The sequence below is a fragment of the Actinoplanes sp. NPDC051411 genome, from assembly GCF_040682075.1.
In the GTDB taxonomy this organism is placed as follows: domain Bacteria; phylum Actinomycetota; class Actinomycetes; order Mycobacteriales; family Micromonosporaceae; genus Actinoplanes.
Map to the genome: position 1 here is coordinate 1 of NZ_JBFBAD010000201.1, position 13,686 is coordinate 13,686.

The 13,686-nt window shown below is 71.5% G+C and carries 14 protein-coding genes and 1 pseudogene; 9 read left to right on the top strand and 6 right to left on the bottom strand.

Translation table 11 applies throughout. The annotated features are described in order from the left end of the window. Positions 1–75 precede the first annotated feature (75 nt). The gene (locus AB0M88_RS50230; RefSeq protein WP_364114903.1) at positions 76–240 is read right to left on the bottom strand and encodes a hypothetical protein; all 165 of its coding nucleotides are present in this window, start codon (positions 238–240) and stop codon (positions 76–78) included. 348 nt (positions 241–588) lie between these two features. Here AB0M88_RS50230 and AB0M88_RS50235 point away from each other — a divergent pair, with 348 nt between their 5' ends. The 4 genes from AB0M88_RS50235 (at position 589) to AB0M88_RS50250 (ending at position 4,457) form a co-directional block, all read left to right on the top strand. Then, positions 589–1,473, top strand: a complete 885-nt coding sequence (locus tag AB0M88_RS50235) for a helix-turn-helix transcriptional regulator (protein ID WP_364114905.1) — start codon at positions 589–591, stop codon at positions 1,471–1,473. Next, positions 1,470–2,159 (top strand): 2OG-Fe dioxygenase family protein, encoded by a 690-nt coding sequence (locus tag AB0M88_RS50240; RefSeq protein ID WP_364114907.1) that lies wholly within the window; start codon positions 1,470–1,472, stop codon positions 2,157–2,159. Before AB0M88_RS50235 ends, AB0M88_RS50240 begins: the two co-directional genes overlap by 4 nt. A 19-nt stretch (positions 2,160–2,178) precedes the next feature. Further along, entirely contained in the window at positions 2,179–2,970 is a 792-nt protein-coding gene (locus AB0M88_RS50245; protein WP_364114909.1) for a maleylpyruvate isomerase family mycothiol-dependent enzyme, read from the top strand. A gap of 80 nt (positions 2,971–3,050) precedes the next feature. Next, on the top strand, positions 3,051–4,457 hold the full coding sequence (locus AB0M88_RS50250; protein WP_364114911.1) for a M14 family zinc carboxypeptidase: 1,407 nt from the start codon (positions 3,051–3,053) through the stop codon (positions 4,455–4,457). Here the strand turns inward: AB0M88_RS50250 and AB0M88_RS50255 are convergent. Beyond that, a complete protein-coding gene (locus AB0M88_RS50255; protein WP_364114913.1) occupies positions 4,441–5,331 on the bottom strand; it encodes a DUF1295 domain-containing protein in 891 nt (296 codons plus the stop codon). The genes AB0M88_RS50250 and AB0M88_RS50255 overlap by 17 nt on opposite strands. A 47-nt stretch (positions 5,332–5,378) precedes the next feature. Here AB0M88_RS50255 and AB0M88_RS50260 point away from each other — a divergent pair, with 47 nt between their 5' ends. Then, entirely contained in the window at positions 5,379–5,774 is a 396-nt protein-coding gene (locus AB0M88_RS50260) for a DUF1801 domain-containing protein (protein WP_364114915.1), read from the top strand. Then, a complete protein-coding gene (locus tag AB0M88_RS50265) occupies positions 5,771–6,223 on the top strand; it encodes a cytidine deaminase (protein WP_364114917.1) in 453 nt (150 codons plus the stop codon). Before AB0M88_RS50260 ends, AB0M88_RS50265 begins: the two co-directional genes overlap by 4 nt. A gap of 73 nt (positions 6,224–6,296) precedes the next feature. Here AB0M88_RS50265 and AB0M88_RS50270 read toward each other — a convergent pair whose 3' ends face one another. The 3 genes from AB0M88_RS50270 to AB0M88_RS50280 form a co-directional block, all read right to left on the bottom strand. Next, positions 6,297–7,214 carry a DUF3500 domain-containing protein gene (locus AB0M88_RS50270; RefSeq protein WP_364114929.1) on the bottom strand — a complete coding sequence of 306 codons (918 nt, stop codon included), beginning with the start codon at positions 7,212–7,214 and terminating at the stop codon, positions 6,297–6,299. 4 nt (positions 7,215–7,218) lie between these two features. After that, complete coding sequence (locus AB0M88_RS50275; protein WP_364114919.1) at positions 7,219–7,569, bottom strand: hypothetical protein; 351 nt, start codon at positions 7,567–7,569, stop codon at positions 7,219–7,221. A gap of 563 nt (positions 7,570–8,132) precedes the next feature. Continuing rightward, positions 8,133–8,960: an NAD(P)-dependent oxidoreductase gene (locus AB0M88_RS50280; RefSeq protein ID WP_364114921.1), complete on the bottom strand. Its 828-nt coding sequence runs from the start codon at positions 8,958–8,960 to the stop codon at positions 8,133–8,135. 146 nt (positions 8,961–9,106) lie between these two features. On the opposite strand from AB0M88_RS50280, the gene AB0M88_RS50285 reads away from it, so the two are divergent. From AB0M88_RS50285 to AB0M88_RS50295, 3 genes are read left to right on the top strand one after another with little or no spacing between them, the layout of a single operon-like run. Continuing rightward, positions 9,107–10,033: a 2-hydroxy-3-oxopropionate reductase gene (locus tag AB0M88_RS50285; protein WP_364114923.1), complete on the top strand. Its 927-nt coding sequence runs from the start codon at positions 9,107–9,109 to the stop codon at positions 10,031–10,033. After that, positions 10,030–10,776, top strand: coding sequence for an aldolase/citrate lyase family protein (locus tag AB0M88_RS50290; RefSeq protein WP_364114925.1), 747 nt, complete (start codon positions 10,030–10,032; stop codon positions 10,774–10,776). Before AB0M88_RS50285 ends, AB0M88_RS50290 begins: the two co-directional genes overlap by 4 nt. A gap of 57 nt (positions 10,777–10,833) precedes the next feature. After that, positions 10,834–12,741, top strand: coding sequence for a KUP/HAK/KT family potassium transporter (locus tag AB0M88_RS50295; protein WP_364114927.1), 1,908 nt, complete (start codon positions 10,834–10,836; stop codon positions 12,739–12,741). A 747-nt stretch (positions 12,742–13,488) separates the two neighbouring features. On the opposite strand, the pseudogene AB0M88_RS50300 reads toward AB0M88_RS50295, so the two are convergent. Then, positions 13,489–13,686 (bottom strand): annotated as a pseudogene (locus AB0M88_RS50300) (IS5/IS1182 family transposase); the annotation flags it as partial.

Consider the following 13,686-nt stretch of genomic DNA (forward strand, 5'->3'; position numbering starts at 1 on the left):
CGCGCCCCCGGGGCCCGCGCCGGGCGGGCCGCGCCGATCCGGTGGACGGCATGATTCGGCGGCTCCCGGCACTCGCTACGGCTTCGGCGCCGGGCTGCTGCTTGCCGGCAGCGGCGCGGGCCGCGCCCCGGCCGCGTCCGGGAACATCGTCACCGCGGTGACGATGCCGAGGACGAAGCCGATGACGACGCAGACGAGGACCAGTTTGACCATGATCGAGAAGCTCGACAGGACCTGCATGAGAATTCCCTCCCCCACTCAGTTCCGGGGGCGGACGCACGAGTCCGATACACAGGTTTGATACGAATTTCGCGGGCGGGGCGTACCGTCACGTGAGTCAGGCCCCTCGGGGCGGTGACGAGTCGTCTGCTGATGCCCGTGCCTCTTCGCGCGGGCATCGCCGTCTCTAGGGAATCACCTCCCTTTTTCACTTCTGGCGGGTCGGCCCCCGGCTGTTGCCGCAACCGGGGGTACCGTGCAACCCGTAATTTGAGTCTGTCAGAATGGGATTCCCAAAAACAGCGCTTGCAGCAGTGTGATCCCACAGATTGAACTGCGACACACCGGAGGTACCGGCATATGCCCGGCATGACGGGCCCAATCGTTCCCCGCCGGCGTCTGGCCGAGGAGCTCAAACGGCTCCGCGGCCAGGACGGACGCAGCCTGGAGGAGATCGCGCAATCGCTGCTCATCTCCACGTCCAAGCTGTCCCGGCTCGAGAACGGTCAGGGCAGCCCGCAGGCCCGGGACGTGCGCGACCTGATCCGGGCGTACGGGGTGGACGAGGCCCTGGGCTCGCGGATGATGCGCTGGGTGACCCAGGCCCGGCGGCAGGGCTGGTGGAGCGACTACGAGTTCACCCCCGGGGGGTTCACCAGCGGCCTCGACGTCCACGTGGCGTACGAGTCGGAGGCGTCGGTCGAGCGGGCGTACACGATGCCGTTCTTCCCGGCGCTGCTGCAGACCGAGGCGTACGTGCGCGCCCTCTACCGGTCGCTCGAACCGTGGCGCGGCAACGACGAGGTCGACGAGCTGATCCGCCTGCGCAAGCGCCGCCAGGAGCTGCTCGGCACGCCGGAGGGGCGGCCGCCGCTCGACCTGGTCGTGGTCTGCCACGAAAGCGCGCTGCGGCAGGTCGTCGGCGACAAGCAGATCCTCCACGACCAGCTGCGGGCCATCGACGCCGCGTTCGACCGGGACAACGTCGAGCTGCGCATCCTGCCGTTCGACACGTCGCCGCCCTTCACCTCCACCTGCATGTACACCTATTTCGAGTTCGCCGACTCGCTCGACCGCGACGTGGTGCACATCGAAACCCACGCCGGCTACCGGCTGCTCGAAACGACCGAGAGCCTCCAGCAGTACCGCCGCTACTTCGACGAACTGCTGCGCCGTTCGTTGTCAGTGCGAAAGTCCCGCGACCTGATCCGCTCGCGCATCCGCGAGCTCGACCGAATATCCGAGGCCCCATGATCACCGACCAGCAGGCGACGGCGCTGGAGCGCGTCCGGCAGGAGCTGACCGACCGTGGCTACGCGGTCGCCGGCGACACCGATCTCGGGCTCGACCCCGAGATCCGGCGGCACATCGTGCAGAACTACTTCACCGAGAAGGTTCTGGAAAGCGACCACCCGGCGGTGCACCTCGACCGCGACCGGGCCCGCGACGTGATCCGCTACGCCTGGGACGGCGATCACCTGAGGGTGCGCGAGAACGACCGGATCGACATCATCAACCGCAGCGGCTTCGCCGGGCCCCGCACGCCCAACCGGGTGGAGCTTCTCCGCGAGGGCTACATGGAGACCTGGGTCCGCGCGATGATCGGGCTGATCCCGCCCCACCTGCGCCAGGCCGAGGGCACCTTCGGCGTCAACTTCATGCGCACCCGCACCACGGTCGTCTCCGGCCCGCACCACGACGACGAGGAATACGTGATCGTCTACGTGGCCGACAAGCACGGCGAGGGCGCCGAGACCACGCTGCACGACGTGGCCGACCCGTCGAAGATCATCCACCGGGTCACGCTCGCCCCCGGCGACCTGATCGTCTTCCGCGACGCCGCCTACCTGCACAACGCCTCGCCGCTGACCGGCGGCCACGCCCAGCGCGACGCACTTGTTTGCACCGTGAACTACCCGGACACGTACCCCCTTCACTGAGCGCCCCTAGAATCCGACCATGACGAGCCTTGCCGACCAGGTGATCGCCGCGCTCCGCAGCGGACACGACGATCTCGCCGCGTACGCCGCGGCCCTCACTCCCGATGACCTCACCGCGCCGTCCGGCGCGTCCGAGTGGAACGTCTCGCAGGTGCTCAGCCACCTGGGCAGCGGGGCGGAGATCAACCAGGCCGCCGTCGAGCGGGCCCGCACCCGGGCCGGCTCCCCGCCGGACGGTTTCAACCAGGGCGTCTGGGCCCGCTGGGACGCGATGAGCCCGGTCACCCACCGGGACGCGTTCCTCGCCGCGAACGGCTCGCTCGTCGAGCTGTACGAGTCGCTGACCGCCGACGAGCGCCGCGACCTGCGGATCGACCTCGGGTTCCTGCCCGCCCCGGTCGGCGTGGGCGAGGCCGGCCGGATGCGGCTCAACGAGTTCTCGCTGCACACGTGGGACGCCAAGGTGGGCGCCGACCCGGCCGCCACGGTCCCGGCCGACGCGGTGCCCCTGCTGTTCGAGGCGATGGCCGGACTGATCGGCTGGATCGCCAAGCCGGACGCCCTCGGCGGGAAGTCGGGCTCGCTGGCGATCGTCACGAGCGACCCGGCGCGCGAGTTCGGGCTCGAACTGGGCGAGAAGGTCGCACTCACCGACCGGCCGGCCGCGGCCGACGGCACCCTGCGCCTTCCGGCCGAGTCCTGGCTGCGACTGATCACGGGCCGGCTCTCCCCGGAGCACACCCCGGCCGGCGTAGAGATTGATGGACCTCTTTCCCTCGACGATCTTCGGAAGGTTTTCCCGGGCTTCTAGGTGCGACAACGGATCCGGCCGGCCCGCGAGGGCCGGTTCGGGTCTGGCACCGTACGGCCACTCGGAGTGAGGATGGCGGGATGATCGATTCCCGCACCGACGCCGCCCGGCTCCCCCGATGGCTGCTCGACGAGTTGTCCACCGTGCCGTCGTACGACGGTTTCGCCGGGGTCGACGAGCTGCACGCCGGCCTCCGCGGGATCGCCGACCGCTATCCCGACATCGCCGGCCTGCGGCGATGCGGCAGCTCCCGGCAGGGAGACCCACTCTGGTGCCTCACCATCCACCGCCGCCCGGGCGAGGAGCCGGGCGCCGCCCCGGAGGCGCTCGCCTTCGGACTCCCCCACCCCAACGAACCGATCGGTGGGCTGACCGCACTCCACCTCGCCGAGCGGCTGTGCTCCGACGCCGATCTCCGCGCCCGCCTCGGCCACCGCTGGCGGATCGTGGACTGCGCCGACCCGGACGGGCTGCGGCTCAACGAGGGCTGGCTGCGGGGGCCGTTCACCCGCGCCCACTACGCCCGGCACTTCTACCGTCCGGCCGGAAACGATCAGGTCGAGTGGACGTTCCCGATCAACCACGAGGACGCGTACTTCGACGACCCGATCCCGGAGACCCAGGCGCTGATGCGGCTGATCGACGAGCACCGGCCCCAGCTCGTCGCGTCGCTGCACAACAGTGAACTGGGCGGGGCGTACTACTGGCTCAGCCGGCCCGAGCCGGCGCTGCACCCGGTGCTGCAGGAGGTGCCGGCCCACCTCGGGATCCCGCTGCACCGCGGCGAACCGGAGGCGCCCGACCTGGTGCTGCTCGACGACGCGATCTACGAGGCGACGGCGCTGGCCAAGGTCTACGAGCAGACGCGACAGCGGGGCGAGCCGTGGCTCTACGGCGGCGGAAGCACCACCTGGTATGCCAACCGCTGGGGCGCGCTGATGCTGGTCAGCGAGCTGCCGTACTGGCACGATCCGCGCGCGGCCCACACCGACCCGTCCGGCATCACCTACGCCGCGGCGCTCGCCGGCAACGCCGAGGCGATGGTTGAGGTCGCGGAGTTGCTCACGCGTACGTTAGCGGCCGTGGAAAGGCACCTCCTGGCGCCGGATTCCCCTTTCTGGCGGGCCAGCCGCTTCTTCGCCCGGGTGCTCGACGAAGTCGGGCCGGCCCGGCTGGCCCGCAGCCGCCGCCCCGACTCGGCCCGGCCGGCCACCGTCGCGGAGGCCAACTCGCTGGCGCTCAACGTGCACGAATGGCGGTTGCGCTACTGCGGGATCCTGCTTCGCGCACTGCGCGGCGAGGCCGCGGTGGGCAATGTGCGGGCGCCGGTCCGGGCCGCCTTGGGCGAGGTCGAGCAGACGTACGCGACGTGGCTGCTCGAGGACGCCGAGACCGCCGAGCTGGAACCGATCGAGATCCGCCGGCTGGTCGGCGTGCAGTACGCCGCGACGATAGCCGCGGCGGCACACCTCACCGGGACCCTGTGAGCCTCGGCAGCAGTGCGGGCACCCGGCGCATGTGCTCGGCGTAGGCGGGCCGCCGGGCCAGCGACCGCCGGTCCATCATCGGCACACTGACCAGCGCGAACAGCAACACCATCAGGATCGGCCCGGCGACCGTCCACCCCCACGACGGCGCCGCGGCCAGCCCGAACAGCCACAACCCCCACCAGAAGGTGATCTCGCCCAGATAGTTGGGGTGCCTCGAGACCCGCCAGAGCCCGCGGCCGGCGACCTTCCCGCGGTTGCCCGGGTCGGCGGTGAATCGGCGCAGCTGGATGTCGGCCACCGCTTCGACGACGATCGCCGCCACGGTGACCACGGCCGCGACCGCATCGATCCCATTGAGTCTTCCGCCGCCGAACGCCGGCCAGACCGCGAGCAGCCCGGCGAAGACGACCAGCGTCGGCATCAGCTGAATGCCGGTCAGGCTGACGAGCCACCACGGTGCCCGGCCCTGCCCGCGGATCCGCACGTACCGCCAGTCCTCGTGGCCGAGCCCGCGCCAGCCGAGCGCCCAGTTGGCGGTCAGCCGGGCCGCCCAGACCAGCACCAGGACGTCGACGATCGCCGCGCGGGCACCGAGATGGCTCGTCCAGGCGAGCACGACGACGGGCGGGGCGACACTCCAATAAGGGTCGTAGAGACTGGAATTGCCGGCCACCATCGACGCCAGGAAGACGACCAGGGTCGCGGCGATGTCGGCCCAGAACGTCACGGTCAGCGGATGATGCGTCCGGAGAACCTCGGCGACCGCCCAGGCCACCCCGCCGGCCACCAGATAGGTGACGGCGACGACCACGAACCCGGTCGCCCGCGACGCGCCATCCAGCCCGCGCCCGACCCGATAATCCACTGCCACGTGATCACTGTGCTCGTCCGCGCCGCGATCCCGCTAGTGTCCGGAGCGTGAGCTATCCGAAGGACCCGCGGGTCGACGCGTTCATCGCGGCCCTGCCCGGCTGGCAGCAGGCCGTCTGCCGCGAGGTGCGCGATCTCGTCCACGCCGCCGACCCCGCGGTCGAGGAGACCATCAAGCGCACCGACCGGCCGTACTTCGTGCTGGCCGGCAACATCTGCGCCTTCCAGGCGGCCAGGACCCACGTCAACATCTTCCTGTACGACGGCGCGATCGTCCCCGACCCGGACGCCATCATCACCGGCGGCCACGACAACAAGACGGCCCGCACGGTCGCCGTCCACGAGGGCGGCTCGGTGCCGGCGACGCCCCTGCTGGCCATGTTCCGCCAGATCATCGCCAACAACCGGGCCGGCGGCTGGCGCAGACTGAAGGCGAGCCCGTGACCGGCGTCCCCGCCCGCGCCCTGACCGACGACGACCACGCCCTGATCGCCTTCGCCCGCGCCATCGTCGACGCCAACACCGACGGCGAGGCCGGCGTCCACACGATGGGCGCCGCGGTCCGGGGCACCGACGGCCAGATGTACGGCGGCATCAACCTCTACCACTTCCTGGGCGGGCCGTGCGCGGAGCTGGTGGCGCTCGGGCACGCGCGCGCGTCGGGCGCACGCGCGCTGTCGACGATCGTGGCGGTGGGCAACTTCGGCCGGGGCCCGGTGGGCCCGTGCGGCCGGGACCGCCAGATCCTCTTCGACTACCACCCGCGGATCCGGGTGATCCTGCCGACCCCGGCCGGCATCCGCACGGTCCGCATCGTCGACCTGATGCCGCTGGCCGCCCGCTGGACCGTCGACGAGGGAACCCAGGAGTTCGACCCCTCCCTCTTCGAGTAGGCCTACGGCACCGGGTCGTCATCGGTCGGGGAGCCGGACGACAAAGCGTCGCAATGCGATTGGCAGGCTTCCGTCATCCGGTGGGGTGCGGGCTGGCCGCGTGGTGGGCGGCGAGGAGGTCGCCGCCGAAATCGCCCCGGGGACGGCGGAGGACGGTGTGGGCGTGGCCGTCGCCGTCGGCGGTCTGGTCGAACTCGATCAGGAGGTCGGGGCCCTGGATGCGGTAGTACTGGCGCAGGCCCGGCTGGGGCGGCCCCTCCCACGCGAAGTGCAGGTCGTCGGTGTGCAGGCGCTCGGCCACGGCGTCGGGCAGGCGGCCCAGGTACGCCGCGGTCAGCTGGTCGAGCAGGGCCCGTTCGCCCGGGCGCAGGTCCTGCCGGGCCACGCCCCGGGGCTCGATCGTGCGGGCTCGGGGCTCCACGCCCGTGCGGATGTCCCACGGGGCGTCCGGGCTGACGATCGCCCGGTCGCGGGTCGCCGGGGTCATGCTCAGCAGCAGCTCGCGGCCCAGATCCTCCTCGACGCCGAGCGGCCGCAGCACCGGGCGCCCGCCCAGGTCGACCCGGGCCGGGTTGGCGCCCAGGAAGAGCGGCGCCGGGGAGATCACGCCGTCGGCCACGGTCATGGTGACCGACAGGTGGTGGCCCTCGAAGCGCCAGCCCCAGCGGTCGTCGCCGGGGGTGCCGAAGACCAGCATGCGGTAGTCCTCGCTGTGCCGGCCGTTGCGGTAGCCCTCGCGGCGGTCGAGCACCTCCTCCAGCCCGATGATCGCCATGGTCTGGGCGAACGCGGCCGGGCTGAGGCCGGTGGCCAGCAGGCGGAACACGGCCTTGCGGGCGGCGGTGCCGAGGCCGGCCAGGAGCAGGCCGGGCCGCTTCTCGGGGCGGTATTCGATCCAGCGCCGGTCGTCGTCGGCGTCGAACGGCCGGGTGCCGTCGGCGCGCTGCCGGTCGTCGAGGGCGGCGAGCAGTGCGGCGCCCAAGCGTTCCATGTCCTCAGCCACGTTCCCACCCTAGATGGGCCGGGCTGCGGTCCAGCGCGAAGCTTGTCGCGGCCAGGGCCAGGCCGAGGACGCCGAGGATGGCGCCGGTCCACGAGGGAGCGCGGTAGCCCAGGCCGGCGGCGATCACGACGCTGCCCAGGGCGGCGCCCAGGCTGTTGGCGATGTTCATGGCGGACTGGTTGACCGCGGCGCCCATCAGCTGGGCGCCGGGCGCCACCGCGATCAGCCGGGCCTGGAGCGCCGGGCCGAGGAACAGGCTGGTCGCGCCGAGCAGGAACGCGCCGGTGAAGAGGCCGGCCGGGGAGCCCGCGGTGGCGCCGAAGAAGACGATGGCGACGATCATGCCGGCGAAGCCGAGGAGCATGGCCCGGCGGAGGTCGCGGTCGGCATACCAGCCGCTTTCGCGGCATCCGTGCGGTGAGGGCGGCGATCAACGGTGCGCCTACGACCACCCCCAAGGCGTACGCGGTGATCATCCAGCCGGCGTGGGCGACGGCGTCCGAGCTGTTGGTCGCGTATCGGGACCGGAGTACGTCGTGCGCGATCTGCGGCAGGAGGCCGGCCGGCACGAACTCGGTCAGGCCGATCGCGACCGCGCCCAGGGCCAGCGCGAGCAGCGCCGACCAGCGGCCCGGTCGCCGTGCTCGCGCTGGCCGGGGTGGTCTGGGCGCGGCCGCTCCCCCGCGGCGCGGCCCACTGGACGAAGGTTCCGCTGGTGGCCGGTCTGGCCCTGCTGGCCGTCGCGGTCGCCCGGCCGTACGGCGACGGGCTCCTCACCGACGCTCCGACCGCCGCCGCCTGCGCGGGCATCGGCACCGGCGTGCTCGGGCGCGCCGGTCGCCTGATCCGGTGGGGCAACCTCCCGGTGGCCGGCTTCGCGGTGCTGGTGATCGTGACCGGGGTGCCCTATCCCATCCGCTGGCTCAGCGGCCAGTCGCACCACCAGCCGCCGACCCGGTTGAGCTCGGGGTCGTTCGCGAAGTCGGGTTCGCCGAGCTCGGCGATCCGCTCGGCGGCGAAGATCTCGGCGTCGTCCTTCGGGTAGTAGCCGATCGCCTCGCCCTCGGCCAGCGACCACCAGCGGCGGGTGTTGCGGCTGACGCCCCAGACCAGGCGGAAGCCCGGGCTCGGCGCGGACAGGCACGCCTCGACGAGCCGGGCGCCGTCGTCCGGGGAGAGCCAGGTGGCCAGGCCGCGGTTGGCCGGCGGTACGGGGAACCACAGCCCGACCCGCACGCAGACGATGTCGAGTCCGAAGCGGTCGACGTAGAGCCGGGCCAGGGACTCGATGGCGGCCTTGCTCCAGCCGTACAGCGTGTCGGGGCGCGGCGGCAGGTCGGCCGGCATGCCGTCGGGGTAGGTCGCGTCGTCGCGGACGTGGAAGCCGGCGGCGTGGGTCGAGGAGGCGATCATCACCCGGCTGATGCCCCGCTTGCGGGCGGCCTCGAGCAGGTTGTAGGTGCCGAGGGCGTTCGCGCGCAGCACCTCGCCCGCGTCCGCCTCCTTGCTCTGGCCGCCCAGGTGGACGATCGCGTCGACGCCCTCGCAGGCGGCCAGCACCGCGTCGTGGTCGGCGAGGGAGGCCAGGACGACCTCCTCGGGGCCGGTCACCTCCAGCTCGGGCGGTCGCACCACGTCGAACAGCCGCAGCGTGCGCCCCTCGGCGGCCAGCCGCGGCCGCAGCGAGGTGGCGACCTTGCCCGCTCCGCCGGTGATGAGGATGCGCTGCGCCATCGATGCCTCCCGATGCTCGAACCCGACGGGCTGCGAGCATAGCAGGGATCCGCGTACGTAACTGTCGTCCACATACTTGGACTTGACCGGGTGCACCGTCTCCCCTAGCTTGAATCGAATCCATCATCGGGACGGGGTTCACATATATGGACGGGGTGGTCATGCGGAGGATCGGGTTCATCGGGCTCGGCGTGATGGGGGCGCCGATGGCGGAGCGCCTGATCAAGGCCGGCTTCGAGGTCACCGGCCACACGCGCCGCCAGGCCGGGCTCGACCGGCTGGCCGCGGCGGGCGGTCGCCCCTCGACGAGCGTCGCCGAGGCGACCCGCGGCGCCGACGTGGTGATCACCATGCTTCCCGACTCCCCCGACGTGGCCGAGGTGGTGCTCGGACCGGACGGGGTGCTGGCCAACGCGGCCGCCGGAACCGTGCTGATCGACATGAGCACCATCCGTCCGCAGACCGCCCAGCAGATCGCGGCGGCCGCGGCCGAGCTGCGGGTCGACGCGCTGGACGCGCCGGTCTCGGGCGGCGAGCAGGGCGCGATCGAGGGCGTCCTCTCGATCATGGTCGGCGGCGATCCGGCGGCGCTGGAAAAGGTCCGCCCGGTGCTGGAACATCTCGGCACGACCATCGTGCACGCCGGCCCGGCCGGATCGGGTCAACTGGTCAAGGCGGCCAACCAGCTGGTCGTCGCGGGCACGATCGAGCTGGTGGCCGAGGCGATCGTGCTGCTCGAGGCCAGCGGCGTCGACCCGGCGGCCGGCCTGCGGGTGCTCGGCGGCGGCCTGGCCGGCAGCACCGTGCTCGACCGGAAGGGGACGGCGATGCTCGAACGGCGGTTCACCCCGGGCTTCCGGGTCGACCTGCACCACAAGGACCTCGGCATCATGCTCGACGCGGCCCGCGCCTCGGGCACGATCGTCCCGCTCGGCGCGGTCGTCGCCCAGCTGATGGCCTCCCTGCGAGCACAGGGCGACGGCGGCCTCGACCACGGCGCGCTCCTGCGGGGGGTCGAGCGGCTGTCCGGGCGTACGGAAAAAGGCGCCGGCCAAGCCGGCGGTGCCCGATGAGCGTGCGGGCCCGGCTGGCCGCCGGAGAAACCCTTTTCGGTACGTTCCTGGGGCTCGGCTCGTCGCTGGCGGCCGAGGCGTGCGCGGTCTCCGGTTTCGACTGGCTGCTGGTGGATCTCGAGCACGGTGGCGGCGACGAGCGTGCCCTGCTTCAGCAACAGCTGGCCGCCGAGGCCCGCCGGGTGCCGATGCTGGCCCGGGTCGAATCGGCCGAGCGCATCCGCACCGGACGCCTGCTCGACGCCGGGGTCGCCGGCATCATGTTCCCGCGACTCGAAACGGTCGACGACGTCCGGGACGCCGTGCGGCACCTGCGCTATCCGCCCGAAGGCGACCGCGGGGTCGCCACCTACAACCGGGTGTACGACTTCGGCCTGCGCCCCGAAGGCCTGGCCACCGCCAACGCCGGGATCGTCGGCGTCGTCCAGGTGGAGAGCCGGCGGGCGGTCGACGTGGTGGCCGGGATCGCCGCGGTCCCGGGCGTCGACGTGCTGTTCGTCGGGCCGCGCGACCTGTCGACCGACCTGGGCTGCCCCGGGCGGTTCGATCATCCGGACTTCGTGGCCGCGCTCGACCAGGTCCTCGCCGCGGCCAAGGACGCGGGGATCGCGGCCGGGATCCTGGCCGGCGACGCCGCGCAGGCGGCGGCCTACCGCGACCTCGGGTTCCGCTTCGTCGGAGTGGGATCCGACGCGTCGCTGCTGGCCCGGGCGGCGGCCGACGCGGTGAAACGGTTGCGCTAGGAGTGGCGGCGGGGGCGTCCACGTCCGTGGGCATCCCGCGACTCCTATGATCAGCCGGTGACAGGGCACGCCCCCCAAGGGGCAAAACTCGCGGTAGTGGTGGGCGCGCTCGGCGTCGTCTTCGGCGACATCGGCACCAGCCCGATCTACACGCTCCAGACGGTGTTCAGCCCGGCCGATCCCCATCCGGTGCCGATCAACACCGCCAACGTGTACGGCGTGGTCTCGCTGATCTTCTGGTCGGTGATGATCGTCGTGACCGGCACCTACGTGCTGCTCATCACCCGCCTCGACAACGACGGCGAGGGCGGCATCATGGCCCTGATCACGCTGCTGCGGCGGGCCGGCAGCGCCAAGCGCGGCAAGCTCGCCCTGGGCATGGCCGCGCTGGGCATCTTCGGCGCCTCACTGTTCCTCGGCGACAGCATGATCACCCCGGCCATCTCGGTGCTCTCCGCGATCGAAGGCGTGAAGGTCGTGGCGCCCAGGCTCGGCGAACTGGTCGTCCCGATCACCGCCGTGATCATCGTCTGGCTGTTCCTGGTCCAGCGGCGGGGCACCGCCGCGGTCGGCCGGCTGTTCGGACCCATCATGATCTTGTGGTTCGCGACCATCGGGGCGGCCGGGATCAGCGGCATCGCCCGCCAGCCGGCCATCCTCAAGGCACTGTCCCCGACGTACGCGATCAGCTTCCTCGCCGGACACTTCGACATCGCGTTCTTCGCCCTCGCCGCGGTCGTCCTGTCGATCACCGGCGCCGAAGCCCTGTACGCCGACATGGGCCACTTCGGCCGCAAGGCGATCGTGCGGGGCTGGCTGCTCCTGGTCCTGCCCGCCTGCACCCTGAGCTACTTCGGCCAGGGCGCGATCGTGCTGCACGACCCGGCCAAGCTCAGCAGCCCGTTCTTCCTGCTGCTGCCGAGCTGGGGGCGGCTGCCGATGGTCTTCCTGGCCACCGCGGCGACGGTCATCGCGGCCCAGGCGGTGATCACCGGCGCCTACTCGGTGGCGTCGCAGGCCGCGCAGCTGGGCTACCTGCCGCGACTACGGGTGCAGCACACGTCCGAGTCGACGATGGGCCAGATCTACGTACCGTGGATCAACTGGCTGCTGCTGGTCTCGGTGCTCACGCTGGTCTTCGCGTTCCGCACCTCGGCCGCGCTGGCCGCCGCGTACGGCATGGCGGTGACCGGCACGATCACCATCGCCACCCTGTTGTTCTTCTTCGTCGCCCGCCAGCGCTGGCACACCCCGGTGTGGCTGCTGGTCGCCGGCGCCACCCCGCTGCTGCTGGTCGACCTGCTGTTCGTGGCGGCCAACCTGACCAAGCTGGTGCACGGCGGATGGCTGCCGCTGCTGATCGGCCTGACCGCGTGGACGGTGATGACGACCTGGCAGCGCGGACGGGCGATCGTCACCGCCGAGCGCAAGAAGCGCGAGGGCTCACTGCGCGAGTTCATCGACGAGCTGCGCGACAACCGGTCGGCGACGGTCCGGGTGCCGGGCACCGCGGTCTTCCTCAACCGTGGCAAGGAGACGGCACCGCTGGCGATGCGGGCCAACGTCGAGCACAACCACGTACGTCACGAACACGTGCTGATCATCGCGATCCAGACCGACCCGGTGCCCCGCGTGCCGGCCGACGACCGCATCGTCGCCGACGACCTCGGCTACGCCGACGACGGCATCAGCCACGTCACGGTCCGCTTCGGCTACATCGAGACACCGAACCTGCCCGCGGTGCTCCGCGCCCTCGACCCGGGCACCACCGAGGGCCGCCTCGACCTGGAACACGCCTCCTACTTCCTGTCCAAAATCGAGCTGCGCCGGGGCGACGCGCCGACCATGGCCGACTGGCGCAAGCGCCTGTTCATCGCCACCTCCCACATCACGGCCGACGCGGCCGAGCACTTCGGCCTGCCCCGCGAGCGCACGGTCATCATGGGTTCGCACATCGAGGTCTAGCTCACTGAGGTGTCCTGTTGTTCGATCGGCGCCGCGGGCTCGCCGGTCCCGGTGAGGCGACCACGGCCGGCGGCCGCCTCACCGACAGCGGAGTCCCCACTTCGCGGGGTCAGCTCCGGGCCAAGGCGATGATCAGGCCGGTCACGGCGCTGATCAGAGCGGCGAGCGCCAGGAGAAGACCCCGGGCGGCGTGGATGCCGCTAATCACCGTATGTGAAACTCGCGGTGACGGTTCGTTGTCCGAGCTGGGCGGTCTTGTTACGGTCATGGCGATGCCTCCTGTGGGCTGGCGTGTCCCGGGCAGGTGATCGGAAACGGCATCCGTGGTCAAGACGGGTGCCGTTTCGCGTGGTGCAAGTCCGCCATCGCTACTGCGGGTGACATCCGGCGAACTTACGTCCATAACCGTACGTGTCAGACCCCATACTTAAGCAAGTCAAAGCCGGGGAAAGAAGTATGAGTAAGTGCGGATGAATGCCACATTCACGCACTACTACTTCTTGCGCATGGCGCATCCCTTACCGTTGCCGGCGAGCACTGAGGGCGAGATTCCCGCCGAGAGGCATAACCCCGGGTTTCCCAGGATCGCGAGGACCCCACGCCTTCCCCGGATGCTATCCCGCGCGGCGCTCTCTCGGTCGAGCCGGCGGCTCCACGCCGAGGCGACTGTTGCGATCGCGGTGGCCGGGCAGCACCTCCACCACCAGCCGCCCGGCGCCGACTGAGGCGTGTTTGATAACGGGTTCGGAGCCATTCGCTGGTGATGGTGATGGTCAGGACGGCCTGGAAGCGGACGGCTGACTTGTCATACCGGTAGCGACGCCGCGGTGGCGTTTGAACCGGGCGATGTCGTTCTCGACGGCGTGCCGGGGCCGGTAGAGCTGCGGGGTCGAACTTCGGGGGACGGCCGCCGCGAGAACCTTTGGCCTTGTGGTGGGCGTCCTG